General features: G+C 63.9%; 24 protein-coding genes and 3 pseudogenes. 9 read left to right on the top strand and 18 right to left on the bottom strand.

Translation table 11 applies throughout. From position 1 onward, the window contains the following. Positions 1–92: 92 nt before the first annotated feature. The 13 genes and pseudogenes from DYST_RS20835 to DYST_RS20775 all read right to left on the bottom strand — a co-directional run bounded on the left by DYST_RS20835 (position 93) and on the right by DYST_RS20775 (position 14,358). Positions 93–1,496: a flagellin gene (locus DYST_RS20835; RefSeq protein ID WP_239948088.1), complete on the bottom strand. Its 1,404-nt coding sequence runs from the start codon at positions 1,494–1,496 to the stop codon at positions 93–95. Between the two features lie 270 nt (positions 1,497–1,766). Further along, entirely contained in the window at positions 1,767–2,993 is a 1,227-nt protein-coding gene (flgL, locus tag DYST_RS20830; protein ID WP_102301128.1) for a flagellar hook-associated protein FlgL, read from the bottom strand. Positions 2,994–3,013: 20 nt separating this feature from the next. Then, on the bottom strand, positions 3,014–4,888 hold the full coding sequence (gene flgK, locus DYST_RS20825) for a flagellar hook-associated protein FlgK (protein ID WP_239948086.1): 1,875 nt from the start codon (positions 4,886–4,888) through the stop codon (positions 3,014–3,016). Between the two features lie 18 nt (positions 4,889–4,906). Continuing rightward, positions 4,907–5,881, bottom strand: a complete 975-nt coding sequence (gene flgJ / locus DYST_RS20820; protein ID WP_239948084.1) for a flagellar assembly peptidoglycan hydrolase FlgJ — start codon at positions 5,879–5,881, stop codon at positions 4,907–4,909. A gap of 169 nt (positions 5,882–6,050) precedes the next feature. Next, complete coding sequence (locus DYST_RS20815; protein ID WP_239948082.1) at positions 6,051–7,220, bottom strand: flagellar basal body P-ring protein FlgI; 1,170 nt, start codon at positions 7,218–7,220, stop codon at positions 6,051–6,053. After that, positions 7,220–7,904: pseudogene (gene flgH / locus DYST_RS24395) on the bottom strand (flagellar basal body L-ring protein FlgH). Before flgH ends, DYST_RS20815 begins: the two are co-directional and overlap by 1 nt. 8 nt (positions 7,905–7,912) lie before the next feature. Then, positions 7,913–8,698 (bottom strand): flagellar basal-body rod protein FlgG, encoded by a 786-nt coding sequence (gene flgG / locus DYST_RS20805; RefSeq protein WP_102301131.1) that lies wholly within the window; start codon positions 8,696–8,698, stop codon positions 7,913–7,915. Between the two features lie 27 nt (positions 8,699–8,725). Beyond that, a complete protein-coding gene (gene flgF / locus DYST_RS20800) occupies positions 8,726–9,466 on the bottom strand; it encodes a flagellar basal-body rod protein FlgF (protein WP_239948080.1) in 741 nt (246 codons plus the stop codon). A gap of 6 nt (positions 9,467–9,472) precedes the next feature. Next, complete coding sequence (gene flgE, locus DYST_RS20795; protein WP_239948078.1) at positions 9,473–10,690, bottom strand: flagellar hook protein FlgE; 1,218 nt, start codon at positions 10,688–10,690, stop codon at positions 9,473–9,475. 35 nt (positions 10,691–10,725) lie between these two features. After that, positions 10,726–11,409: a flagellar hook assembly protein FlgD gene (locus tag DYST_RS20790; protein WP_239948076.1), complete on the bottom strand. Its 684-nt coding sequence runs from the start codon at positions 11,407–11,409 to the stop codon at positions 10,726–10,728. Positions 11,410–11,425: 16 nt separating this feature from the next. Beyond that, positions 11,426–11,854 (bottom strand): flagellar basal body rod protein FlgC, encoded by a 429-nt coding sequence (flgC, locus tag DYST_RS20785; protein ID WP_102301135.1) that lies wholly within the window; start codon positions 11,852–11,854, stop codon positions 11,426–11,428. Next, positions 11,854–12,255, bottom strand: coding sequence for a flagellar basal body rod protein FlgB (flgB, locus tag DYST_RS20780; protein ID WP_102301136.1), 402 nt, complete (start codon positions 12,253–12,255; stop codon positions 11,854–11,856). The genes flgC and flgB overlap by 1 nt, the downstream gene beginning before the upstream one ends. A 1,173-nt stretch (positions 12,256–13,428) precedes the next feature. Continuing rightward, the gene (locus DYST_RS20775) at positions 13,429–14,358 is read right to left on the bottom strand and encodes a chemotaxis protein (RefSeq protein WP_239948074.1); all 930 of its coding nucleotides are present in this window, start codon (positions 14,356–14,358) and stop codon (positions 13,429–13,431) included. A 164-nt stretch (positions 14,359–14,522) separates the two neighbouring features. On the opposite strand from DYST_RS20775, the gene DYST_RS20770 reads away from it, so the two are divergent. The 6 genes and pseudogenes from DYST_RS20770 to DYST_RS20750 all read left to right on the top strand — a co-directional run bounded on the left by DYST_RS20770 (position 14,523) and on the right by DYST_RS20750 (position 18,726). Continuing rightward, positions 14,523–15,830 (top strand): methyl-accepting chemotaxis protein, encoded by a 1,308-nt coding sequence (locus DYST_RS20770; protein ID WP_275666883.1) that lies wholly within the window; start codon positions 14,523–14,525, stop codon positions 15,828–15,830. Continuing rightward, the gene (locus DYST_RS24105) at positions 15,827–16,354 is read left to right on the top strand and encodes an SAF domain-containing protein (RefSeq protein WP_275666882.1); all 528 of its coding nucleotides are present in this window, start codon (positions 15,827–15,829) and stop codon (positions 16,352–16,354) included. Before DYST_RS20770 ends, DYST_RS24105 begins: the two co-directional genes overlap by 4 nt. Then, complete coding sequence (locus DYST_RS24100; RefSeq protein WP_275666881.1) at positions 16,341–16,520, top strand: flagella basal body P-ring formation protein FlgA; 180 nt, start codon at positions 16,341–16,343, stop codon at positions 16,518–16,520. The genes DYST_RS24105 and DYST_RS24100 overlap by 14 nt, the downstream gene beginning before the upstream one ends. A gap of 182 nt (positions 16,521–16,702) precedes the next feature. Beyond that, positions 16,703–16,930: pseudogene (flgM, locus tag DYST_RS20760) on the top strand (flagellar biosynthesis anti-sigma factor FlgM); the annotation flags it as partial. Between the two features lie 54 nt (positions 16,931–16,984). Further along, the gene (locus tag DYST_RS20755; RefSeq protein WP_239948073.1) at positions 16,985–17,374 is read left to right on the top strand and encodes a flagella synthesis protein FlgN; all 390 of its coding nucleotides are present in this window, start codon (positions 16,985–16,987) and stop codon (positions 17,372–17,374) included. Positions 17,375–17,469: 95 nt separating this feature from the next. Next, on the top strand, positions 17,470–18,726 hold the full coding sequence (locus tag DYST_RS20750) for an EAL and HDOD domain-containing protein (RefSeq protein WP_239948071.1): 1,257 nt from the start codon (positions 17,470–17,472) through the stop codon (positions 18,724–18,726). Between the two features lie 764 nt (positions 18,727–19,490). On the opposite strand, the gene DYST_RS20745 is transcribed toward DYST_RS20750, so the two are convergent. The 3 genes from DYST_RS20745 to pdxH are packed head-to-tail and all read right to left on the bottom strand — an operon-like array spanning position 19,491 to position 21,374. Next, positions 19,491–20,312 carry a cobalamin-binding protein gene (locus DYST_RS20745; RefSeq protein ID WP_239948069.1) on the bottom strand — a complete coding sequence of 274 codons (822 nt, stop codon included), beginning with the start codon at positions 20,310–20,312 and terminating at the stop codon, positions 19,491–19,493. 4 nt (positions 20,313–20,316) lie between these two features. After that, on the bottom strand, positions 20,317–20,754 hold the full coding sequence (locus DYST_RS20740) for a secondary thiamine-phosphate synthase enzyme YjbQ (protein ID WP_239948068.1): 438 nt from the start codon (positions 20,752–20,754) through the stop codon (positions 20,317–20,319). A gap of 32 nt (positions 20,755–20,786) precedes the next feature. Next, the gene (pdxH, locus tag DYST_RS20735) at positions 20,787–21,374 is read right to left on the bottom strand and encodes a pyridoxamine 5'-phosphate oxidase (RefSeq protein WP_239948066.1); all 588 of its coding nucleotides are present in this window, start codon (positions 21,372–21,374) and stop codon (positions 20,787–20,789) included. 42 nt (positions 21,375–21,416) lie between these two features. On the opposite strand from pdxH, the gene DYST_RS20730 reads away from it, so the two are divergent. Continuing rightward, a complete protein-coding gene (locus tag DYST_RS20730; RefSeq protein ID WP_239948064.1) occupies positions 21,417–22,247 on the top strand; it encodes a kinase in 831 nt (276 codons plus the stop codon). Between the two features lie 3 nt (positions 22,248–22,250). Here the strand turns inward: DYST_RS20730 and DYST_RS20725 are convergent, their stop codons facing one another. Further along, positions 22,251–22,595 carry a YbjQ family protein gene (locus tag DYST_RS20725; RefSeq protein ID WP_239948062.1) on the bottom strand — a complete coding sequence of 115 codons (345 nt, stop codon included), beginning with the start codon at positions 22,593–22,595 and terminating at the stop codon, positions 22,251–22,253. A 56-nt stretch (positions 22,596–22,651) separates the two neighbouring features. Then, positions 22,652–23,488 carry an NAD-dependent epimerase/dehydratase family protein gene (locus tag DYST_RS20720; protein WP_239948060.1) on the bottom strand — a complete coding sequence of 279 codons (837 nt, stop codon included), beginning with the start codon at positions 23,486–23,488 and terminating at the stop codon, positions 22,652–22,654. Between the two features lie 58 nt (positions 23,489–23,546). Between DYST_RS20720 and DYST_RS20715 the strand changes: the two genes are divergently transcribed. After that, the gene (locus DYST_RS20715; protein WP_239948058.1) at positions 23,547–24,086 is read left to right on the top strand and encodes a shikimate kinase; all 540 of its coding nucleotides are present in this window, start codon (positions 23,547–23,549) and stop codon (positions 24,084–24,086) included. Then, positions 24,083–25,181 (top strand): annotated as a pseudogene (aroB, locus tag DYST_RS20710) (3-dehydroquinate synthase). Before DYST_RS20715 ends, aroB begins: the two are co-directional and overlap by 4 nt. Positions 25,182–25,188 lie beyond the last annotated feature (7 nt).

Here is a 25,188-nt window from a genome sequence, read left to right as displayed (position 1 = left end):
CACCGGGCGGGCTGCGAGAGGCAACCCGCCGAGTGATAAAACTGGCCGCATGCGGACGCGACCCGGGAGAGTCGCGTCCTGGCCTGCGTCCGTTACTGCAACAGCTTCAGCACCTGCTGCGGGTTGGAGTTGGCCTGGGCCAACACCGAGATGCCCGCCTGCTGCAGCACACTCGCCTTGCTGAGGTTGGCCGTCTCCGCCGCGAAGTCAGCGTCGCGGATGGTCGACTGAGAAGCCTGCAGGTTGGTCGTCTGCGCCGCCACCGTGGAGATGGTCGACTGGAAACGGTTCTGCACGGCACCCAGCTGGGCGGCGAAATCGCTGACCGTCTTCAGCGCCACGTCGACGCGGGAGATCAGGTCGTTGGCCGAGTCCACCGACTGCACGTTGCCACCGGACAGCGAACCACCGGAGGAGGCCGTGCTGCCCACCGTGTAGGTCGCACCCGCGTTCACGTCCTTGGCATTGGCACCGATGATGTTGCCGCCCGTGTCAGCGATCTTCAGTGCGCCCGCCGAGTAGAAGTTGACGCCATTGCCCGCACCGTTCACCGCTGCGGTGACACCGGTGATGCCAGCCGCATTGATCGCGTCGGACACGTCCTGCAGGCTCTTGGCGCCGCTGAGGTCGATCGACGTACCGTTGATGCTGAAGCCTTCGCCAGCCAGGCTCGGCAGGCCGGTCAGGCCACCGACAACGCCCGTGGTGGTGGCATTGCCCGCAGCAGCCACGGTGGTCGGCATGCCCAGCGCGCTCGCCTGGGCGCCACCAACGGCCAGAGCCGTTGCACCGGAGTTGGCGATGTTGATTTCGCCACTCGCGCTGACGGTTGCCGTCACACCGGCGCCGCCGGCGGTCTGGATGGCCGCAGCCAACGTGGTGGAGTTGTAGGTACCTGCGGCCACCGCGCCTGCGCCGACGGTCAGATCACCGGCCTTCAGCGTGATGGTGCCGATGTCGCCCGAGGTCACTTCGGAAACCTGACCCATGGCGCTCGACTTCACGCTGGTGCCGAGGCTCACGCTGATGGTCTGGCCGACGTTGGCGCCGATCTGGAAGCTCTTGGTCTTCATGGAGCCGTCCAGCACGTTCGAACCGTTGAACGTGGTCTGGTTGGCGATACGGGTGATTTCCGCCAGGCGCTGCTGCACTTCCTGGTCGATCGAGGAACGGTCAGCGGAGGTGTAGGTGCCGTTGGCCGACTGCACGGCCAGGTCGCGAATGGCCTGCAGGTTGGCGGTGACCTGGTCCAGGGCCGAACCGGCAGTCTGCGCCAGGTTGATGGCGTCGCTGGCGTTGGAGCTGGCCTGCTGCAGGCCGCCGATCTGCGTGGTGTAGCGCTGGGAGATCGCGAAGCCGGCGGCGTTGTCGGCGGCGCTGTTGATCTTCATGCCCGACGACAGACGCTGCGTGGCCTGGGACAGGGCGCTCTGCGACTTGGTCAGGTTGTTCTGCGCGTTCAGCGACGAAATATTGGTGTTGATAACGAGAGACATTGGATTTCTCCTACGTAACCGATGATCGGTTTGGATTGGCGTTGTTCTTGCCGGCGGCCAGGTTCCATACGTGGGATGCCATCCGCCTCAGGGAGCTTTTCGGCCCGTCAAGAAATTACTTGAGCCGCCTCTCCCGCCAATTCGTGATGGAGCGCACTGGACAAGGGTTTTCGCCCCTTCCCGACCGGCCCATCACCACCGTCAACCTTGCGTAAGAACCTCCTCTCGTCATCGCGCCTTAGGGGCGTCGGTCTTGTGTTCCGCGTGCCATTACTTCAGATAGTTGAACAGGCTCATCGATTTCACCTGCGCAAACATCTGCTGCGACGCCTGCAACGCCGTCTGCTGCAGCGACAGATTGCTGATCGCGGTGTACGCATCCGCACCCTGCACGTCCGACAGGGCAGACTGGTAGGTGACGTTGAGATCCTGGTACGCGCCCTGCTGCTGTTGCAGCGTGTTCAAGCGGCCGCCGATGGACACCTGCACCGAACTGATCGCCGACTGTGCCTGGTCGATGGATTCGATCTGCCGGCTCATCACGTTGGTGAGCTGCGTATCGCTCGAACCGCTCTGCAGCGCGCTGATCATGTTGTTGAGTGTGCTGAAGATGTCCTGCTGCCCGCCCGTGCTCACCGACACCGTGTCGCCCGCTGCGGGCGTACCGCTCATGGCGATGTTCATGCCGTTGAAGCTGATCGAGCCACCATCCGTATAGGTGCCGCCCACCGGGTTGCCGCTGCTATCGAGCACGGCGCTGCCGTTGGCATTGGTCGCCGTCCACGTACCGCCCGTGCCGAAGGTGATGGTGTAACCACCGCCACTGGCGGCTTTGGTGCTGTTCCATGCCGACTGATCGGTGACGCTATTGGTGCCCACGATCAGCGTGCCGGTGTTGGCGCCACCCGCGCTGGCTTCGAACGAGCCGTTGCCGTTGGGAATGTTCATGAACAGCCCCGAGCCCGGATCGCTAGTCGCCACCTGCATGCCCGAACCCACCGCCGAAAGTTGCTGGCCATCGTTGCCGCCGTAGGTCACCGCACCATTGACGCCCGCCTGAAACGGCGTCTTCGTCGTGCTGGTGCCGGCGAACAGCGCATTGCCGTTGCTGTCGGTGGTATTGGCCAACTGCACGAGCTGGTCGTGGATCTGGCTGAGCTGGCTGGCGACGCTCTGGCGGTCAGAGGCCGACAGCGTGCCGTTCACTGCCTGCAAGGCCAGCGTACGCGCGTTGTCGAGCACGCTGTTCACCGAGCTCAGCGTGCTCGCCTCGGTATTGAGGCGCGTGGTCGCCGAATCGATGGTGCTCGAATACTGCGTATTCGCCGCGATAACGTGATTAAGGCTGACCACCTGGCCAGCGCCCGACGGATCGTCGGATGCCACGTTGATGCGATTGCCCGTGGACACCTGATTCTGGGTCGCCGCCAGCGCGCTCTGCTGGCTGATCATGGTGTTGAGCGACTGCTGGTACATCCAACTGGTTGAGAGACGCATGGTCGTAGCCCGTTCCTTGCTTAAGCCTGGATCGCCGAGATCAGGCTGCTGAAGATGCTTTGCGCGGTGGAGATCACCTGCGCGGAGGCCTGGTAAGCCTGCTGGTACTTGACCATGTTGGCAGCCTCCTCATCGAGGTTCACGCCGGACACGCTCTGCTGCGCCGACATGGCCTGGTTGTAGAGGCTGGTCTGCGTAGTGAGGTTGGTCGTCGCCTGACTGCCCACCGTACCAATGGAGGTGGTGAGCGTGCCGTAGGCATCGATGATCGACTGCGTGCCGCCGTTCAACACCTTGGCGTTCGCCAAGCCAGCGAGCGCAAGCGCGTTGCTGGTGTCGTTGAGGCCATTGGTGTTCGCACCGACGGTGAACTTGTCGTTGGCGCCCGGCGTACCGGAAGGCGTTACGCTCCAGCCGTTCGCGCTGATGGTCTGCCCCGGCGCATAGCTGCCGCTGGACAGCACATTGCCCGAGCTGTCGGTCACCTGATAGCTGGTGCCCGTTGGAAAGCTGACGGTAGCGCCGTTGAGCAGCGCCGCGTTGGTGGGGTCAGTCACCGTCACCGAGCCGATACTGCCGGTGCCGGTATTGGTGGTCGCCGCCTTGGCGTTCAGCGCGGCGGCGGCAGCGATGCCACTGGGATCGGTCATGGTCAGCGTCAGGCCCGTCGAGGCCTGGCGTGTCGGTTGAATCTGGAAGGTATCGCCCGCCTGAGCGGCGCCCGAGAGGGAGAGCGTCATGCCAGCGGCGGAATAGGTGCCGTCCGGATTCGCCGTCATCGCCACGTTCTGTCCGCTTGTGGTCGCCATGCTCCACGCGCTGCCGTTGTAGCTCAGCACGTAATCCGAGCCGGTGAGCTGCGATGCGTTGCTGATGCTCGCGGATACGCTCCCCGTGCCCTTGTTGAGATTGCTCGGCAACACCGCAGGCGACGGCACGCTGAACATCGCGCCACCCTGCTTGCCGTTGAGATCCAGACCCTTCGATTGCTGCGTGTTGACGCTAGTAGAAAGCGCCACAGCGGCCTGGCCCAACTGGTTCTGCACGCCATCCAGCACATTGCTGCGGTAGTTCAGCAACGCGCCCAGCGTGCCGCCGCTCAGCTTGCTGCTGACCACGGTCCCGGTGCTATCGAGCACTTCGGTGCGCGATGCGTCGTACTGATTATTGCCGGTCTGCAAGGCGTACGACTGATTACCGCTCACCAGTGCCTGACCGCTGGAGGCGTACACGCTGATGGTGCCGTCGGTCTGCGTAAAGGCAGATACGCCAAGGTAGCCGGACAGTGTCTGCACCAAATTGTCGCGCTGGTCGAGCAGATCGTTGGGCACGTTATTGCCTGCCGCATGGATCTTGGCGTTGACGTCCGCCAGGTTGCTCGACACGTTGTTGATGCTGTTGACGGTGGTCTTGATCTGCGCGTTCACCTGGCTCTGCTGCGCAGCGAACTGCTGGCCCAGCGTGTTGAACACGCTGACCATCTGGCCCGCATTGCCCAGCAACGACTGGCGGCTGGACGCCACGCCCGGCGTATTGGCCACCGTGCTGAAGGCGCCGTAGAACGTGTCCAGCGCACCCTGCAGGTTGCCGCTGGCACTCAACGCGCCGTTGAGCGTCGTCGCCAGGCTATTGGTGGTGGTCGCGCCCTGCATGCTGGAGTTGGCAGTCCACAGCGCCGAGGTCAGGAAGTCGCTATAGGCGCGCTGCACCGCTTGCACGTTCACGCCGCTACCCGTGGTGTAGTTCCCGCCGCCCGTGGTGATGGCCTCCGTCTGCAGCACCGTCTGGCGGCTGTAGCCCGTCGTGTTGACGTTGGAGATATTGTTGCCCACGGTGGTCAAGGCCACCTGTGCGGCGTTGAGCCCGGAGGCACCGATGCTAAGAAGATTGGACATAGGTCATTCCAGGACAGGTCACTCGGAGGAGTTCGGCGGGGCGGCCACATTCTTGAGGTCGCCCTGCCCGATGGCGTCGAGTGCTTGACGCATCTGCGGGCTGTTGGCGATCGCAATAATTTTTTGCGCATAGGACGGATCGGTGGCGTAACCGCCATTGACCAGCCCCTTGGCGAAACCGACCACGTCCTCGCCATGGTTGAGCGCCTTGGCGTAACGCGGGTTGTTGGCAAGCAGTTGGGCGTAGTCGTCGAACGACTGGCCCGGGTTGTCGTACGAACGGAACTGGGCGCGCTTCTGCACCGCCACGCCGTCCTCAAATTCCAGCGTTGGCACGCTGACCTTGTCGCCGCCCCAACTGCTGCCGGCTTTCATGCCGAACAGGTTGTTGCTGGTATTGCCGTTGGAGTGCGTGGGCAGGTGCTTACCCCACTGCGTCTCCAGCGCGGCCTGCGCCAGCACGGCGCGCACCGACACGCCGAGCTTCTCGGCGGCCTGCTGGGCATACGGCGCCAGCTGTTTGACGAAATCCGTGGCGTCCTTAGGCAGCAGCTTGAGTACCTTCTCGCCGGTGTTGCGTGCCGCGCTAGCCACTGAGTTCAGGCGCTGCTGCCAGCTGTCGCTGCCGTTGGCCGTACCAGTACTACCGGTGGCACTGCCGTCGGACGAGCCGCCGAGCGCGCCGCCCAACTGCTTCATCAACATCTGCGCAATACCGATGCCGTTGCCGCCCTGCGAGAGCTGCACGGACAGCTGCTGATCGAACATGTCGCGCCATTGATTGCCGGCATCGCTGTCGAACAGGCCATCGCCACTGCTGGCGTCGCGCATCGACTTCAGCATCATCTGCGTGAAGATCGACTCGAACTGCTTGGCTACCGCTGGCAGTGCCGCCTTCGCGTCGCTTTGCGCCGTCTGGCGCAGCGCGGCGAACCCGGACAGATTCGTCCAGGTATTGAGGCTATTGGCGGCATCTCCCGGGAGCGTGCTCATGCTCTCACCGTGACCCGCGTTGAGTTCATGCGCCCGCCAGGGAGTGAGGCGCAGGGCAGCGTCATCACTCGGTTGTGTATCGACATACACGCCCTCGTTCTTCCTTGCCCTGCGCGCAAACAGCTTCCGGCGCGGGCCACGGTGAGAGCATGAGCACGCTCCATAGCCATCAGATCACCACCAGCTCCGCATGGAGCGCACCCGCCTGCTTGAGCGCCTGCAGGATAGAGATGAGATCCGTCGGCGACGCGCCCACCTGGTTCACCGCACGCACGATGGTGTCCAGGTTGGTGCCCGGGCCGAACTTGAACATGTGGGCGCCGTCTTCGCTGACCTGCACGTCGCTCTGCGGCACCACCACGGTCTGGCCGCCCTTGCTGAAGGGATTGGGCTGGGAGACCTGCGGATTCTCGGAAATAGTCACCTGGATGGAACCGTGCGCCACCGCGGCCGGCGTCACTCGCACATCCGCGCCAATCACCACCGTGCCGGTGCGCGAATTGACCACTACGCGCGCCGGTGCATCACCGGGGGTGACTTCGATCGCCTGGATCGCGCCGAGCCATGCCACACGTTGGCTGGGATCCAGCGGGCCGCGCACGTTCACCGAGCCACCATCCATCGCGCTGGCGGTACCGGCGCCGTACGTACGGTTCACCGCCTCAGCGATGCGCGTCGCCGTGGTGAAGTCGGCTGTATTGAGGTTGAGTACGAGGTCGCCGCCGTTGGAGAACGAGGAAGCAACGGCACGCTCGACCGACGCGCCGTTGGGAATACGGCCGCTCGCGGAAATGTTCACCTGCACGCTGGAGCCACTCTTGCCCGACGCGGTGATACCACCCACCACTACACTGCCCTGCGCCATGGCGTAGACGTTGCCGTCAGCGCCGCGCATCGGCGTCATCAGCAGCTCACCGCCGCGAATGCTCTTGGCGTTACCGATGGACGCCACGGTCACGTCGATGACCTGACCCGGTTTGGCGAATGGCGGCAATTGTGCCGTCACCGTCACGGCCGCCGCGTTCTTTAGCTGCGGACGTACGTTGGCCGGCACAGTAATACCGAACTGCACCAGCATGTTTTCCAAACTCTGCGTAGTGAACGGTGCCTGCGTGGTCTGGTCACCGCTGCCGTCCAAACCCACCACCAAGCCGTAGCCAATCAATTGGTTGCTGCGCACGCCCGCCACCTGCACCAGGTCGCGAATTTTGTCGGCGTGCACGGGCTGATTTACCGAGAAGCACGCGCACAGCACGATGGCAGTGGTGCGCAACGCTGCTGCCGCGCGCTCGCCAGCGCGAATGAGCGTGGCATGCGTAAAAAGGTGACGGATGTTCATCAGTACGGCATCCACTTCGAGCTGAAGAAGCGCGACAGCCAGCCCTGCGTATTCGCATCGGCCAGTGCCCCCCTTGCCGGTGTAGCCAATCTGCGCGTCGGCGACGCGCGTGGACGGCACGCTGTTGTCTTGCAGGATGTCCTGCGGGCGCACGATGCCGGCAATGCGGATCTGTTCCTGACCCTGGTTGATCGTCACCATCTTTTCGCCACGTACCAGCAGGTTGCCGTTGGACAGGCGCTGCGCCACGGTCACCGTGATCGAACCCGACAATTGGTTGCTCTGGCTGCTGTCGCCGCTGCCGTCGAAGGCGCGGTTTCCATTTAGGCTGGTGTCCGCCGTCTGGCCGGCGACCTTGAGCGTATGACCCAGGATGCTCGGCGCGGAGATGGTGCTGACGTCCTTCTTGCTGGTGTTGGTCGTGGCCTTCTTGGATGCCTGCGTGCTCTCCACCAAGGTGATGGTGAGGATGTCGCCCACGCGGTGGGCGCGCGCATCGTTGAACAGTTCCATGCCCTGCTCGGCGTGGTAGATCGAGCCATCGGTCGGCGGCGACGCCGGCTGCTCCGCCGGCATGGTGGCTGCCCACTGGTGATCGTCGCGCGGCGGCTGCATGACGCAGCCGGCCAGCGCGGCCAAGGCCAGCGCGACACCGATTCGAGGAAGGGAACGGAAGGACGCCATGACGGTTCTCACATCTTGTCGGTCAGGTCTTGCAGCATCTGATCGGTGCTGCTGATCGCCTTGGAATTCATTTCGTAGGTGCGCTGCGTCTCGATCATGTTGACCATCTCGGCCACCACGTTGACGTTGGAGGATTCGAGCGAACCCTGCAGCAGCGAACCCATGCCGTTGAGTGCCGGCTGGCCGGTCTGCGGCGCGCCGCTGGCCACGGATTCCACGTACAGGTTCTGGCCCATCGGCTGCAGGCCGGCGGGGTTGATGAAATCCGCGAGCTGCAACGTGCCCAGCGTCTGCGGCGTAGCCGAAGCGGTGGTGGTCGCCGACACGGTGCCATCGGAACCGATGGTCAGGCTCTGCACATTCGGCGGCACGGTGATGGCCGGCTCCAGCGGGTTGCCATCTGCCGTGACCAACTGACCGTTGGGATCGGTATGCAGCGAACCATCGCGCGTATAAGCCACGGTGCCGTCGGGCATGCTCACCTGCAGGAAGCCGCGACCCTGGATGGCCACGTCCAGCGAGTTGCCGGTCTGCGTGATGCTGCCTTCGGTGAACAGCTTTTCGTTGGCTACCACTTTCACACCGGTGCCGAGCATCAAGCCCGACGGCGATACGGTCTGTTCGGTGGTCTGTCCGCCAGGCTGACCCTTGTTCTGGTACATCAGATCCTGGAACGACGCACGCGAACTCTTGAACGCGGTGGTGTTGGCGTTGGCCAGGTTGTTGGAGATCACGTCCATACGCGTCTGCTGCGCGTCAAGGCCGGTCTTGGCAATCCAGAGGGAAGAAAACATCAGTCGCTCCTTGATTAAGCGGCAGCTTTAGCTCGCCTGTAACAGCTTGAGGCTTGAATCGGCGTTGTCCTCGGAGGTTTTGATGGACTTCACCTGCATGTCGTACTGGCGCGAAAGCGCGATCATCTTCACCAGCTCGGACGACGGATTGACGTTGCTGCCTTCCAGTTCGCCTGAGTTGATGGTGACCGTGTCGTCGATGGCAGCGGTGCTGCCATCGCCCATGTGCATCAGGCCATCCGAGCCCTGCGTCATCTGCGTCACGTCCGGATTGACCAGCTTGATGCGGTCGATCTGCGATACGGAATTGGGGCCCTGCCCCTGCGGTACCGTGGAAATGGTGCCGTCAGAGCCGACGCTGATGTCTGTGGCTGGTGGAATGGTGATGGGCCCTGAACCACCCATCACCGGATTGCCTTTCGAGTCTGTCAGCCCACCATCCGCGGTGAGCTGCAGATCACCCGCGCGGGTGTATGCCTCTGAACCGTCCGGCGACTGCACTGCGATGAAGCCGTCGCCGCGCACCGAGATGTCGAGGGCCCGACCGGTATTGATCGGCGACCCCTGCCCACTGCTCTGGCCGATGCCCTGCGCCACCGCGTTGATGCGCGCCGGCTGACCATCGCCCAGCACCGGCACGCTCTGGAACGCGGAGAGCTGGCTCTTGAAACCGACCGTGGAGGCGTTGGCCAGGTTGTGGCTCACTGCCTCCTGGGCGCGCATGATCTGCGTCGCCCCGGTCATCGCTACGTAGACGGAACGGTCCATGGCTTATCAGCGCGAGACAGCGTTGAACAGCGCGGATGCGAGCGTGTTGTCGGTCGACAGCACCTGCGCATTGGCCTGGTAGTCACGCTGCGCCTGGATCATGTCCACCAACTGCGCCGTGGTATCGGCCGTGTTGGAGCTTTCCAGCGCACCCGACTGGATCGCGCCGAACTGCCCCACGCTCGCCGTACCCATCACGGCCGGACCGGAATCGGTGCTGGCTGCCCACGTGGTATTACCCATCTGGCGCAGGCCCTGCACGTTGGCAAAGTTGGCAATCGCCACCTGACCGATCTGCGTGCTCTGGTTGTTCGAGTAGTACGCCGTGATGACGCCCTTGCTATTGATGTCGATGCTCGACAACGTGCCTGCTTCGAAACCATTCTGCTGGATGGTGCCGGCCGAATAGTCCGTCCCGTACTGCGTGGTGTTGTTCACGTTGAGCGACAGCGTCATCGGCGACGAACCGTTGCCCAGATTCACCGTGTTGAAGGCCAGCGTGCCGTTGGTCGGCGTAGCCAGCTTGCCGGTGGAATCAAAGGTCATCGGCTGCGTGCCGGCGTTCTGGCCGTCCACGTACAGATTGGCGTTCCAGGTGTTGGTGCCGGACTTCACGTAGTAAATCGTCGCCTGGTGCGAACCACCCTGCGAGTCATACACGGTCACCGGCGAAGCGGCGTTGTAGCTGGTGGAATCCGTCGTGCTGAACGCGTTGGTCGGCACGGTGGCGCTGGCCGGCAAGTTAGACGTCATGGTGATGGCCGAGGTCGCCGTAGCGTTGCTCTGCGCCGTCACCCAATTGAAGTCCTTCAGCGTACTGGTATCAAAACCACCCGCGCCATTGGCCGCGTACATCTGCAGGCGCGAACCGTCCGGCGTGGTGACGTAGCCGCTCGGGTCTTTCTGGAAATCACCGGCACGCGTGTACTGCACACCGCTGCCGTTGTTCACCACAAAGAAGCCGTTGCCGCTGATGGCGAGGTCAAGGCTGTTGTTGGTGGTCTGGATATCGCCTTGATTGAACTGCTGGGCCACGTCCTGCAGACGCACGCCGCTGCCCACCGCGGTGGAGTTGAGGTTCAGGCCAGTCACCGCGAAGACATCTGCGAACTCCGCGCGCGAACCCTTGAAGCCGGTGGTGTTGGCATTGGCGATGTTGTTGGCGATGACGTTGAGATCGGACTGGGCAGCGTTGATGCCGCTGAGCGCCGTATTAAGTGCCATGTTCGGTTCCTCGTGATGAGATGACGCTTAGCGCGTCAGAGAATCTGTGCCACCTGGCTGAGCGGCACGCCGCCCACGCCCGATACCTGCAGGTACGTACCCAGCGAACTGCCGCCGTAGCCCACAGCCGTCACCGTGCCGGCGACGTAGGTGTCCAGCGAGGTGCTGCCACTGCCGGCCTGGATGGTGTACGTGCCTGCGGCGATGGCATTACCGTTATCGTCCTTGCCATCCCAACTGAACTGCGCAAGGCCAGTGTTCTGCGCGCCCAACGGAATATTGCGCACCACGTTGCCGCTGCCATCGACGATCTTCACGTTGACGGTCGTTGCGCTGGTGACGTTCACCGCACCCTTCACCGCATCGGTACCGTCGAATGCGGCCGAGCTGCCCGGCACGAGCACCTCGCGATTCACCAGGTTCGACGAGCTGAGCACCTGCGAGGTCTGCATAGCCGTGTTGACGTTGGTGGCAAGCGACTGCAGGTCGGTATCCAACTGCTGCGTCGCCGACAACTGGCTGAACTGCGCCATCTGCGAAACGAACTGCGAGTTGTCGACCGGGTTGGTCGGATCCTGCGCCTGCAACTGGGCCGTCATCAGCTTGAGGAAATCGGCCTGCGTCATTGTGCTCGACAGCGCCGAGTTCGCACTCGACGTGCTGCCCGAACTCGAACTGTTGCTGGACGTGTTGTTGGTAGTGCTGGGTATCGTAGACACGAGGGCTCCTCCCGGCTCACTTGCCGAGGTCGAGGGTCTTGATCATCAATTGCTTGGTGGTGTTCATCGCTTCGACGTTGTTCTGGTAAGAACGCGACGCGGTGATCATGTTCACTAGCTCATCAATGGGATTGACGTTGCTGCCGTAGACGTAGCCGTTGGCATCGGCCATGGGATTACCCGGCTCGTAGCGCGTCTGCACATCGGCCTGGCTTTCGGTCACGCCCTGCACCTGCACGCCAACAGCGCTGTCGGCCTGCGAGTTCTTTGCGCCACCCACCGCTTTCTGCACAGCAGAGAACAGCGGTTCCTTCGCGCGGTACGCACCTTCCGGCGTGCTCGACACGCTGTCGGCGTTGGCGAGGTTGCTGGCCACGGTGTTCAGGCGCAGCGACTGCGCTGCCATGCCCGAACCCGCGACATCAAAAATCTTGAACATGGACATCAGCCCTGGCCTCCGGTGATGGCCGTGCGCAGCATGTGGATCTGCGCCGTGATGAAGGAAAGGCTGGCCTGGTAATGCACGCCGTTGGCGGCGAAGTTGGCCTGCTCGACCTGCGTATCCACCGTATTGCCATCCATCGACGGCTGCGTGGGCATGCGGTAAGCGAGTTGCTGCGCGGATTGCGCCTGCGGATCAATCTGTCCCGGCTGCGTGATGGTCATCGCCAGCGTGTTGCTAGTGCCACTCGCACTGGCCAGCGCCTTCTTGAAGTCGACATCGCGCGCGAGATAGCCGGGCGTGTCGGCATTAGCCAGATTGCTGGACAACACTTCGCTGCGCTTCTGCCACGTATCGAGCGCCTGCGTGTGCAAACCGAACAGGTTGTCGTTGATGGAACTCATCGCTCACTCCTGCGGCGAGGGCCGCGGGATGACTTGAGCAAATTGCGTGCCACCGTTTGAGTGGTGTCTGCGAAGCCGCGTGGTTGTTGGGTTTGTGGCGTTTTTTGCGTGTGTCGCGAGATGGGTTTTACGTGGGGCTGTCGGAAAGTCGACGCGGGGTGTAGCGGGTTACTGACGGAGGTTTGGCGTTTCCTCGGTGGTTAGCTGTCGCCTCCTACGTTGCCGCGACCTGGCCGCTTACGCAGCGGGCGTTTCGATCGTCTGCCGACGCTCGAGTCACTTTTCTTTTGCTGGCCCAAAAGAAAAGTAACCGAAAGAAAATGGCCTCCAGAGCTCCGGTAGCGTCGTGTTGAATACAAGCCTTGGCCCCCGAGGTAATCGGTACCGGGCGATCTCCTTATTGGACGATACGGCTACACCGCAACGCACCGATACGCTGAGGAACTCTGCATGGCGTGGGGATAAGCCCGAACGGATGAGGAATCGTGCGGTTTGGCAACCTCCGCCGCTACACAGCGGGTACTCCGATGCGCTTCGCAACGCGCCGTCGCCAAGAGGGCTTAAAGCGGGAGCGTTCACGGCGAACGCGCAACGTAGCCCGGATGAAGCGCAGCGAGAATCCGGGAAGACTTACGGAACCCTACTTCTAACCGACACCAACATGCGACGTCGTCAACAACACGTTGGGTCGCATCGCCACGCTCCGCGACGCGATGTGCAGCGCAGCGGCACGAGCCGTCGGCTCTAGCTCTTGAGCTACCAGGTCCCCGTATGAGGCGGCGGGCGGGTGGAGAGAAGGCCCCGCAGGTGTGGCTGGCAAGGATGCCAGCCACTTTTCGCCGGGGCAGGAGCCCCGTCGAAAAGCCCGGAACCCGACCGCGTACCTATCGGGCTTCTGCCCGATAGGCGCCTCATCCGGGAGGCCCTTTCTTCGGGTTACTTTTCTTCGGCAAGCAAAGAAAAGTGACTCGGCCTCCGGTAGGAGGTCGAAAGCCCGCCGCAGGCGAGCCAGATCGCGACTACGCGACAATCGAAAGCAAAGTCACTGGACCCCTGCCTGCGCAGGGGTGACGGCTAAAGATGAAACGGTAAGGCTAGATTGACCCCTCACCCCAACCCTCTCCCCAAAGGGGCGAGGGAGAAAAGCAAAGAACCAAGCGCCGCGCCCAAAACTCAAAACTCCCCAAACCTCTCCGGCATCAAATCCAACACCGCCTGCGCCAACACATCCGGCTGAAACTTCGCCACAAAGCGATCCGCGTTCACCTCGCGCACCATCGCCTCATTGAAAATTCCACTGATCGAACTGTGCAACACCACCTTCAACGTTCGCAGCGCGGGCGTCTCGCGAATTGCGCGGGTCAACGCATAGCCATCCAGCCGCGGCATCTCGATGTCCGACACCACCAGCGTCACACGCTCCTCGCCGGGCGATTCAGCGATGGCCTGCAGCCGCTCCAGCGCTTCGCGCCCATCCGTCGCGACCACACATTCCACGTCCATCTGCCGGAACAGATTCACCAGCTGATTGCGGGCAACCAGCGAGTCATCCACCACCATCACACGGCGCGGCTGCAGGTCGTGGACCCGGGCGATGCGCTGCATCGGGGCCGACAGCTCGGTGGGCGTGGCGTTGAGTGATGCCAATACATGCTCCACGTCCACTACCGCCACCAGCGCACCGTCCACGCGCGTTACCGCGTTGACGCGGCTGCCGAAGCCCAGCGCGGGCGCCGGCGCGGCGAGCGACTCGCCGTCGCACTGGACCAACCGCTGTGGCTCCGCCACCAGAAAGCCCTGCACGCTGCGGCTGAACTCGGTGACCATCAGGTGCGCAGAAGTGACGTCGCGCAGCGAGGGGTACCCCAGCGCAACGGCCAGGTCGATGATGGGGATAGTGGTGCCGCGGTAATCGCAGCTACCGGCAATCAGGGGATGGGCGTCAGGCATGCGCTCCATCGGCGGGCGACGCATGACCTCACGCACCTTGAATACGTTGATGCCAAACAGCTGCTCGTCGCCCATGCGAAACAGCAGTATGGCCACGCGGTTATGCCCTGCCAGCCGGGTCTGCTGCTCCACCTTGTCCATCCACGCGCTCATGCGGTTTCCTCGCCGCGGCCCAGCCGCCTTTACTCCCCGCGTATCGGCCGGGTCAGCCACGGCTTGAGCACGGGAGGGCCGTCATGGCACGTCGCTTGCTTCTCAAGTTCCGACGTTCGCCGCCGATGCCTGGGGCGACCCTTATAGGAAGGAACGATCCACCCATGAGTCTGATCTGGAGCCAGCATCTCGCCGATCTCGCCCGCGCCGCCGCTGCGGGTGACCGGGCGCAGGTCGCACAGCTATCGGCCCGGCACCCCCGCACAGCGCAGGCCCTGGCCCCGCTGTTGGCGGCCGTGTCCACTACGCGGCCACCGGTGGCCGTCGCCATGCAGACGATGGAACAACTGGGCCTGGTGCTCGGCGCGGCCCAGCAGTTGGCCCGCGAGCAAGCGTCCATGCACAAGTCGGCACAGGAAAGCCGCGACGACGTCGGTCGTTTGACGGACGGCAGTGCCGGAATCTCGACATCACTGCAACAGATCGCCACCAGCCTGAGCTACGCGCGTCAGACTGGCGAAGGCAGCGAGCGCAGCGTGAGCGAGCTGGACGGTCAACTGCGCCTGCTGCGCACCGCCCTGTCGGCCATGAATCGCAACCAGAGCAAGCTGGCCGAGCAAGTGGCGCAGATCCGCAAGCTCACCGGGGTGGTGCAGGAGATCGCCCACCAGACCAACCTGGTTGCCCTCAACGCCGCTATCGAGGCCGCCCGTGCGGGTGAAGCAGGGCGCGGCTTCGCGGTAGTGGCCGACGAGGTCAAGCAACTGGCTGAGAAGACCAGCCAGGCCACCGGCGAGATCGAACTGGTGACCGGCTCCATTGGTGAGTTCTCCCAACAGCTGGATGGCGACGTACAGCAAGGCCTGCAGCGCCTCGACCGCGCCCAGGGCGGCGTCAGCCAGACCGAAACCTCGCTGCATGACAGCAGCGAAGCGCTACGCCAGATGGACGAGCGCATCGGCACCATGCATAAAAACCAGGACGCGCAGCACGCACGCGCCGTCGCCGCACAGGCCGCGCTGGGCGTATGGCACCGTCGCTCTGCCGAAACCACGCGCCAATCCGAAGCACTGAGCCGCGGCACCTTGCTCGGCCACCGCCTGGCGCTGGACTGGCTGGAAACCGAAACCGGCGAAGACCCGGCCAGCCTCAGCCTGACCGTGCGCGAAGCCGCGCAGGGTCTGCGCCAGGCTATGGAATTGGCCCTACAGGAACCGGCTGCACTCGACCGTCGCTGGTTCGACACGCAGGCGCTTAGCCGCACGCTGGAACGCCTTACCTCCAGCCGCGGCAGCAACCCGGCGGCCAACGCACTTAGCGCCACGGGCACACGCTTTCGCGAACAAGGCACCGCCTTCGCCAGCTTGCTGTGCGATGGCCAGATCGATCAGGCAGGGCAGTTGATGCAGCAATTGGAGGGCGAGCGCGAAACCTTGCTCACCCAGCTCAACGCGTTGCTGGCCGACTTGTGAGCCGGCGCGTACTGGCCACCTTGCTGCTCGGCGCCCTCGTGCTGCCCGCCCATGCCGCGGAGCCGGCACAGGCGGCGCGCGCCAGTGCAGAGCAGTGGTTGCGCGGCCAGTACGAAACCCCGGGCAGCCGTGTCGTGGCCAAGGCCGCGGAACTGGATACACGAACGCTGGAACTGACGCCCTGCCCCGTGGCAACCAATGTCAGCCTGCAAGCCGGTGCGCGGTTGATGCCGCGCATGACAGTACTGGTGCGATGCCCCGGCGCGGACGGCTGGACCCTGCATGTGCCGGTGCAACTGCAAGTTTTCCGTCAGGTGCTGGTGCTGGTGCGCCCCCTGCAGCGCGGCGACGGCGTACGCGTCGACGACGTGCGCACGGAGGAGCGCGACATCACCCGCCTGGGCTATGGCTATGTGAGTGACATGGCGGACCTGGAAGGACGTACCCTTGCCCGCGCCCTGGGCGCCGGCAACGTCGTCACTCCGTCCGCCCTGGGGGGGGCGCAGCGCCGTGAAAGCGGGTGACCAGGTGCAACTGGTGTCCCGGCTCAACGGTATCGAGGTTCGCGCCAGCGGCGTCGCGCTGGGTGGCGGGGACAGCGGTTCGCGCCTCAAGGTACGCAACGGCAGCTCGGGCAAAGTGATCGACGCCATGGTCATGGCGCCCGGCGAGGTGCTCGCAGTTCCCTGAACCGACTCGCATAAACGATTAAAGTTTGCGGCCAGCCGGCCGATCCTGTCAGCAACAGGGCCAGCAATCCAAGAGAACGGACCCCATGAACACCACTATTTCCAACAACGGCTTGCCGAAGCTCCCCCCAGCCCCCCACGGGCCAGGGCAGCAGCGCTACGCAGAGCCCCGCCAGCACAACGTCCAGCGACGCCACTGCCGGCAGCACGGGTACCACCGACCGCGTGCAGTTGACCGACTCCGCACGCGCCCTGCAGGAAGCAGCCCGCACCACCGACGGTGCCACCATGGACACGAAGAAAGTCGATCAGATCCGCCAGGCTCTCGCGAACGGCACCTACAAAGTGGACGCCGGCCGCATCGCCGACCGCATGATGTCGCTCGACAACCAGCTCAACGGCAAGTCATGAACCCGTCCCTGCAAGCCGAACTGAGACCATGCCCTGACGGCCTCGGTCGAGGAAATGCGGCTGGCAGTGGGTGAACTGATGGACGCGCTTACCACCGAGCGCTCCGCCTTGGAAACGGCTGACGTCGACGCGCTCAACCACGCCGGCGCCAACAAGCACGAACTGATGGTGCGTCTGGAACAACTCGACGGCGAACGCGTGCAGTTGAGCCAGGGTGCACCGGACGCCAGCCGCGTGCTGGCACCGAAGTGGCAAGAAGTTCTGCAGTCGCTACGTGCCTGTCAGCAGCTCAACCAGCGCAATGGCTACCTCGTGGGTATCCGTCTGCAGCAGGTGCGCAAGGCGCTGGCGGTACTTACCGGCAACGAGACGGAAGCAAGTGTGTATGGCCGCGCGGGTGACCTGCGCACGAGCCTGCGCTCGCAACCGCTGGCCGAGGCCTAAGCAAACAACAACATGCGCGCACGCCTCCACGCGTGCTCCAGTTTTGCCGGCGTCATTGCCGTCCCACTCAACCATCGTCCACACGTCGATTGATCATGAGCGAAGCCGCGGCCATCACTACAGCCCAGGACATATCCACCGCCAGCGAACAACCGCTGCCAGTGATTCGCCTGCCCATGCTGGACAACCGGCGCGAGCTGTTCGCGTACGAGATCGTGTTCCAGGATGATGTCGAGAACGAAGACGTCCTTATGCGTCGCGCACTCGCCACCATCACGGACGGCGCCCTCGCCCGCCTCGTGCGTGGCAATCGCACCTTCCTCCGGCTCACGCACGAGCTGTTGATGGAAGAAACCGACGTGCTACAGCATCAGCCACGCTTCGGCGTGCTGCTTAAGCCCGAAGCCGCGACCGATCCCGCGCTGGTCGAACGCCTGTCCCGCATGGCGCAGCGCGGTTGTCCGCTGATGCTCGATGCCGGCGACACGACACTGGAATTCAATCCCGCGGTCGAGCCGCTGCTGAAGATCGTGCAGTTCGTACGTCTGGATGCCAGCAAGCTCGACCCCGCAACACTACGCTCGCGCAGCGAATACCTGCACGCGCGCGGCACCCACGTCGTCGCCGGCCAGGTAGACGACCACGACACCTATCACCGCTGCGAATCGCTGCCCTTGCAGGCGATCCAGGGCCAGTTCCTGCTCAAGCCCGAACCAGTCGCCGTGCCTGTGTTGGCCGCGAGCCGCCTCAGCCTGCTGCGCCTGATGAAGGCACTGCAGGAAGGCAATCCCGGTCCGGTTGAACTGGGCCAGATCGTGCGCGACGACGCCATCCTCAGCTACAAGCTGCTGGGCTGCGTAAACTCCGCCTACTTCGCCCTGCCGCGCCAGCTCAAATCCGTGCAGCAGGCCGCCATCTTCTTCGGCGCCGCCCGCTTGCGTAACTGGATCTACACCATGGCGCTGAGCGGCACCGGCGACCGTCCGCCAGAGCTGCTGCGCGCTGCACTGATTCGTGCACACATGGCCGAAAAACTGGCGCAGGGTATGCCCGCCGAACAGCGCGAAATGGCTTTCACCGCCGGCTTGTTCTCGTTGCTCGACGCCATGATGGAAGCACCGATGGATTTCGTGCTGTGGCATTTGCCGCTCGCTCGCGAAATCAGCAGCGCGCTACTGGAGAACAAGGGTCCGTTTGCCATGTTGCTGGATCAGATTCGTGCATGGGAAGCAGGCAACCTGCGCGGTGGCGAAGTGCAGCCGCAGGTGATTCGTCGCATGGCGGCGATTTATCTTGAAGCAACGCAGTGGGCGGATCACGTTTACGCGTTTGCGGATCAGCGGCCGAATTGACCTTACTCTCAACTTGTTGTGGGTGAGAGGCTGATCTAACGCGTTGCGGTTTCGGGTGAATTGTTCTTTTGACGCACGCCCAGAGAGAGAGTGCGATGCGCTTGGCGCGCCTCAGTCTTACTCCCTCGCCCCTCCGGGGAGAGGGTTGGGGTGAGGGGTCAATCTGGCCCCGCCATTTCGCCCATGCCGTCATCCCTGCGGAGGCAGGAAGCGCTTTTCAACAGCCGAATGGCTGGTCATCCAGTGACTTTGCTTTCGGTTGTCGCGTGATCGCGACCTGCCGCGACGCGATGTGCAGCTCCGCTGCACGAGCCTTCGGCTCGGTGCTTTTGACCTTCGGGCCCCCTGTGCGGCGGTGAGGGGTGGACGAGAAGGCCCGCAGGGGGGATCGGCAAGGATGCCGATCCCTTTTCGCCAGGGCAGGAGCCCTGTCGAAAAGCCCGGCCACCCCTCACGAACTGGCCGGCTTCACCGGCCAGCGCCAAGTGGGGGTGCCCTTTCTTCGGTTACTTTTCTTTGGGCATGCAAAGAAAAGTGACTCGGCCTCCGGTAGGAGGTCGAAACGCCCGCCGCGTAGGCGGCCAGATCGCCGCCACGCGACAACCAAGCGATACAGAAACTGGATCCCTGCCTACGCAGGGATGACGATAACAACGGTGAGGCTAGATTGACCCCTCACCCCAACCCTCTCCCCGAAAGGGCGAGGAAGAAAAGAAAGCCGCGAGCCCTCACCTCAGCGCGCGCCAACAGCGCAACACCAAAAATCAGCCCCGCCGCCCCCGATCCCACTCCGCAAAAATCCCATGCATCGCCTCCAACCCATCAAACAGCGCCGCTGGCCCCGGCTGCAAAATGATTGGCGACTTGATCTCATAAAGCTCACTATCGCGCACCGCAGGAATCGCCTCCCACCCCTCACGTGCCGCAACACGTTCCGGTCGAAACCGCTTCCCGCACCATGAGCCGAGGATGATGTCCGGCGCCGCGCGCACCACCTCGCCCGCGTCTTCGAGAATGCGATGCTTCGCCAACGACTCCCCTGACATCCGCGGAAACACATCCTCGCCGCCAGCGATCCGGATCAGTTCCGCCACCCACTGGATGCCGGTGATCAAAGGCTCGTCCCACTCCTCGAAATACACCTTCGGTCGGCGCTCGAACTGCGCAGCCGCCACTTCGATGCGGGCAATCTGCTGCTCGGCTTTCCGCGCATAGGCTTCCGCCTTCTCCGCCGCGCCAACCATCGCTCCCAATCGGCGGATGTAAGCGAGGATGCCGTCAACGCTGCGATGGTTGCTGATCCACACCTCTACCCCGGCCTTGATCAACTCACGCGCGATGTCTGCTTGGATATCGGAGAACCCAATCACGAAATCCGGTTGGAGCTTGAGGATCTCGTCGATTTTCGCGCTGGTGAATGCGGATACCTTGGGCTTCTCCTTGCGTGCCCGCGGCGGACGCACGGTGAAACCGGAGATACCGACGATGCGGTGCTCCTCACCAAGCGCATAGAGCACTTCGGTAGGTTCTTCGGTAAGGCAGACGATGCGCTGCGGGTAGTGGTCGGCGTTGCGAATATCAGTCACGCGTTCAATGTCCCAACACGGTCACCGTGATCTTGCGCTGGTGCGGATCAAGCCGGTGTTCCCATAGGTAAATGCCCTGCCAGGTGCCCAGTTGCGCCTTGCCCGCATGCACCGGAACCACCAGGCTGACGCCGGTGAGGATGGCGCGCACGTGGGCGGGCATGTCGTCTGGGCCTTCCTCGTCATGGCGGAAGATGCTGTCGCCATCGGGCACGGCGCGACTGAACCACCGCTCGAGATCGTCGCGCACAGCCGGGTCGGCGTTTTCGCTGATCAGCAGCGAGCAACTCGTGTGCAGGCTGAAGATATGGGCGATGCCCGTATGCACGCCGCTGGCGGCTACGACGTCACCCACCTTGTCGGTGATCTCGGTGAAGCCGCGGCCGCGCGTGTGCACGACAAAGCCATTCTGGGCGACGTGATCGGCGGGCGTTGCACGCATGCTTGAAGCCTCCGAATGGCGGGTCAATCGAATCAGGGGTAAAGCAAGCGGCTCGTCCAGGTCTGACCGTGGCGGCTCCAGCGCACGCGCTCGTGCAGCCGGTATTCGGCGCCGTACCAGAACTCCACCATGTCCGGCTCCACCACGTAGCCGCCCCAATTGGGCGGACGCGGCACATCGCGGCCTTCGAACTCGTGCTCGTAGCGCGCGTAGCGCTGCTCGAACGTGTCGCGATCGGGCAGCGTCTGCGATTGCAGCGACGCCCAGGCACCGAGCTGGCTGGCACGCGGACGCGTGGCGAAATACGCATCGGACTCTTCAGGCAGCACCTTGCGCGACACGCCTTCCACGCGCACCTGCACCGCGTTGCGCAGCTGCTTCCAGTGGAAGCACAGCGCCACCTGCGGGTGCGACTCGACCTGGCTGCCCTTGTCGCTTTCGTAGTTGGTGTAGAAGCGGAACCCCCGCTCGTCGGCCCCCTTGAGCAGCACGATGCGCGAACTCACGCGCCCGGCGGCATCCACCGTGGCCAGGCTCATCGCGGTCGGCTCAGGCTCTCCTGCCTTGCCGGCCTCGTCCAACAGTTGCACAAATGTGTCTAGGATTTCTGGTTTCAGCATGGGGGTCTTGAATCGTGGCTCGCGCGCGCCATCATGGCGGGCATGTCTCCAGATGCTAGCACGCAGAATTCGACCCTGGCCGGGCACCTGCTCGACCAGTACGCCGGGCGCATCGCCCGTTCCCGGCGCCCCTACCTGCTGGGCCTGTCCGGCCTACAGGGCAGTGGCAAGAGCACCCTGGCGCGGGAGATGAAGGCCCAGGCCGATGCCCGTGGCTGGCCTACCGAGGTGCTGTCGCTGGATGACTTCTACTACTCGCGAAGCGAGCGTGAAGTCCTTGCTCACCAGATCCATCCGCTGCTGCGCACCCGTGGCGTGCCGGGTACGCACGAAATCGAACTACTGATGTCGGTGCTGGCCGCATTGCCGCAGGCATCTGACAAGCTGCCAGTGAGTTACCCGCGCTTCGACAAGGGGCGCGACACGCGCACGGCGCCATCGAAATGGCCCAAGGTCACCCGGCCGCCGAAGCTCGTCATCCTCGAAGGCTGGGCGCTTGGGCTACGTCCCCAGCTGCAGGTTGCACTGGAAGAACCGGTCAACGACCTAGAGCGCGAGGAAGATCCGGAAGGCACCTGGCGCCACTGGGTGAACAAGCAGTTGCGCAGCTACCAGCCACTGTGGCGCAAACTGGACGCCCTGATCGTATTGCTGGCGCCCAGTTGGGACGTCGTGCGCAAATGGCGCAGCCAGCAGGAGGAAGAGCTACTGGCCCAGCACGCCCCGCTGGCGATGGACGCGGAGGCCATGGTGCGCTTTCTGGCTCACTATGAGCGCCTGAGCCGGCACGCACTCGCCATCCTGCCCGATCTGGCCGATGCCACGGTGGAATACGACGATGACCGACACGTCATCGCTGTCAACCACAGCTAAACCTCAACCTGCCGGCTCTACTTGCACGGCCGTACCGTAGGCCAGCACTTCGGTCACGCCCTCGGCCACGTCGTTGGCGTCGTAGCGCATGCCGATCACGGCGTTAGCGCCGCGTTCGGCGGCATGCCTCAACATCAGCTCAAAGGCTTCTTCGCGCGCCTTCTCGCACAATTCCGTGTAGATGGTGATGTTGCCGCCCACCAGGGTCTGCAGAGCGGCGCCGAGGTTGCCCACCACGCTGCGCGAGCGCACGGTGATGCCACGCACGATGCCCATCGGGCGCACGATGCGATGCCCCGGCAACTCGTTGCTGGTTGTGACCATGTGGAGCGAGACGCTTGCTGGCATGGATGCTTCTCCCAGGTTGGTTGAAATGGAACGTCGATGTACTTGTGGCTGGTGACTCAGTTGTCGCCGTCGAGCAGGGCTGCATATCCCTGGCGCGCATCCGGCCATTGCGGTACGAAGCCGCTGGCGCGCAATCGGGCATTGCTCAGGCGTTTGCTGCCGATGCCCGGTGGCGCCGCACCCTCGCTCGGTGCCGGTGCATGCACGCGATGCGCGAGATCGTCATAGAGCACGTCCAGTGGCAGCGGCGTGTCGTCGACACCGAGGTAAAGCGACTGCGGATCTTGCGCGAACAGCAGATGCACGATCGCCGCGGCCGCGTCGTCGACGTGGATGCGGTTGGCCCAGTGTGGCGTGGTGCGGGGCACGCGGGCCGTGCCGGTGCGCAACCGATCGATCAACTGCAGGCGACCGGGCCCGTAGAGTCCCGCCAATCGCAAAGTGACTGAGGGTGCGTGCGTATGCGCATAGCGCTCTGCGTCCAGCAATACGCGACCATTGAAGCCCGGTGGATCGACAGGCGTGTCCTCGTTGATCCACGCACCGTCATGTTCGCCGTAAACGGCGCTGGATGAGACGAACAACAGGCGTTGCAATTCGGAGCCGCCGAGCACGCCAAGCAGATGCCGTAATCCATCCACGAACACGGCGCGATACAGCGCCTCGTCGCGGGCATCGGGCGTGGGCAGGTACACGACATGGCTGATGCCTGTGGGCAGGTCGTGCAGTGTTTCCGGCCGGGTCAGGTCGCCCTGAGTCCAGCAGATGCCATCGCCATCACCGGCCTGGGCGGTACGCCGCAGCGCCCAAACGTCGTCACCGCGCTCACGCAATCGGTGCGCTACGCGCAGCCCCACGTCGCCCGCGCCAGCGATCAGCACGCGGGCGTTCATGGCATTCTCCTCGTCGAGAGAATCAGTCGTGCGCTTTCGCGCCTGTTAGCATTTACCCATGAATCCATCGTGCAACCTGTTCATCATCGGCCCGACCGGCGCCGGCAAGACGACCATCGGTCGTCGGCTGGCTGACCATTATGGGCTGAGCTTCGTCGATCTCGACCAGGAGATCGAGCGGGTCTGCGGCGTGCCGGTCAGCACTGTGTTCGAGATCGAGGGCGAAACCGGCTTTCGCCAGCGCGAATCCACCCTGCTGGCCGAATGCAGCGCGCGCGCTGGCGTGGTGTTGGCCACGGGCGCCGGCGCCGTGCTCGACCCGGCCAACCGCCGCCTGCTGGCCGAGCGTGGCTACGTGCTGTGGCTGCAGGCCACGCTGGAGCAACAGTTAGAGCGCCTCGCCCAGGATCGCCAGCGCCCTTTGCTGGCCGGCGCGGACCGCGCGGAACGACTCGCCGCGATGTCGCAACGACGCACGTCGCTGTATGAAGAAGTCGCGGACCTGGCCATCCCTGGCGCCCACGAAACCGTCCACACCGCCAGCCTGCGCAGCATTCTTCTGATCGACCAACATTGGCATCGCCAACACGCCGCATGACTACGCATACCCAGCCCCGCACCATCGACGTCGCCCTCGGCGAGCGCAGCTATCCCGTCTGGATTGGCCCCGGCTTGCTCAATGATCACGCCCGCTGGCGCGCTGCGTTGCGCGGCCGGCATGCACTGGTGATCAGCAACACCACCGTGGCGCCGCTGTATCTGGAGCGCGTAGCGGAAGGATTGGATGGTCTTTCGTGGTCGTCGTTCCTCATCGACGACGGCGAAGCGCACAAGACCTTCGCCAACGTCGGCCTCGCGCTGGACGCATTGGCGAAACTGGGCGCCACGCGCGATGCGTGCGTCATCGCCTTGGGCGGTGGCGTGGTGGGTGATCTGGCCGGCTTCAGTGCGGCCTGTTGGATGCGCGGCATCGATTTCATCCAGATGCCGACGACGCTGCTGTCGATGGTCGACTCGTCTGTGGGCGGCAAGACCGGCGTGAACCTGCCCGCCGGCAAGAACCTAGTAGGCGCGTTCCACCAGCCGCGCGCGGTGATTGCCGATACCGACACTCTCACCACGCTTCCCGAGCGCGAATACCGCGCGGGGCTTGCGGAGGTGATCAAGGGCGCCGCCATCGGCGACGCTGACTTTTTCGCGTGGCTGGAAGCGAACGCCGACGCGCTGAATGCGCGCGAGGCGGGCCCGCTGATCGAGGCCATCGCACGCAAGGTGCAGTACAAGGCCGGCGTGGTTGCACGCGACGAAACGGAACAAGGTGAACGCGCCCTGCTCAACCTGGGTCACACCTTCGGCCATGCACTGGAAACCGCGGGCAAATACAAGGTTTTGCTCCACGGCGAAGGCGTGGCGGTGGGCATGCTGCTCGCCGCGCAGCTCTCCGAACGGCTGGGCATGAGCGAGTCCGCCGACACCACGCGCCTGCACCGCCTGCTCGACGCGGTGGGCCTGCCGACGACGATTCCGCCCGGCATGGAGCCGGAGCCCCTGCTCGCCCTGATGCGACTGGACAAAAAGAGATCTGGCCGGCACGCTGCGATTGATCCTGTGGCGTGGTATCGGCCAGGCGGACATCGTCAGCGGCGTTGACGAAGCCGACGTGCTCGCCGTGCTGCGCGACAACTGCCGCTGACCGGCGC

This window comes from Dyella terrae (assembly GCF_022394535.1).
GTDB lineage: Bacteria > Pseudomonadota > Gammaproteobacteria > Xanthomonadales > Rhodanobacteraceae > Dyella.
Note: the sequence above shows the minus strand (reverse complement) of the source record. Positions and strands in the feature narration are given on the sequence as shown.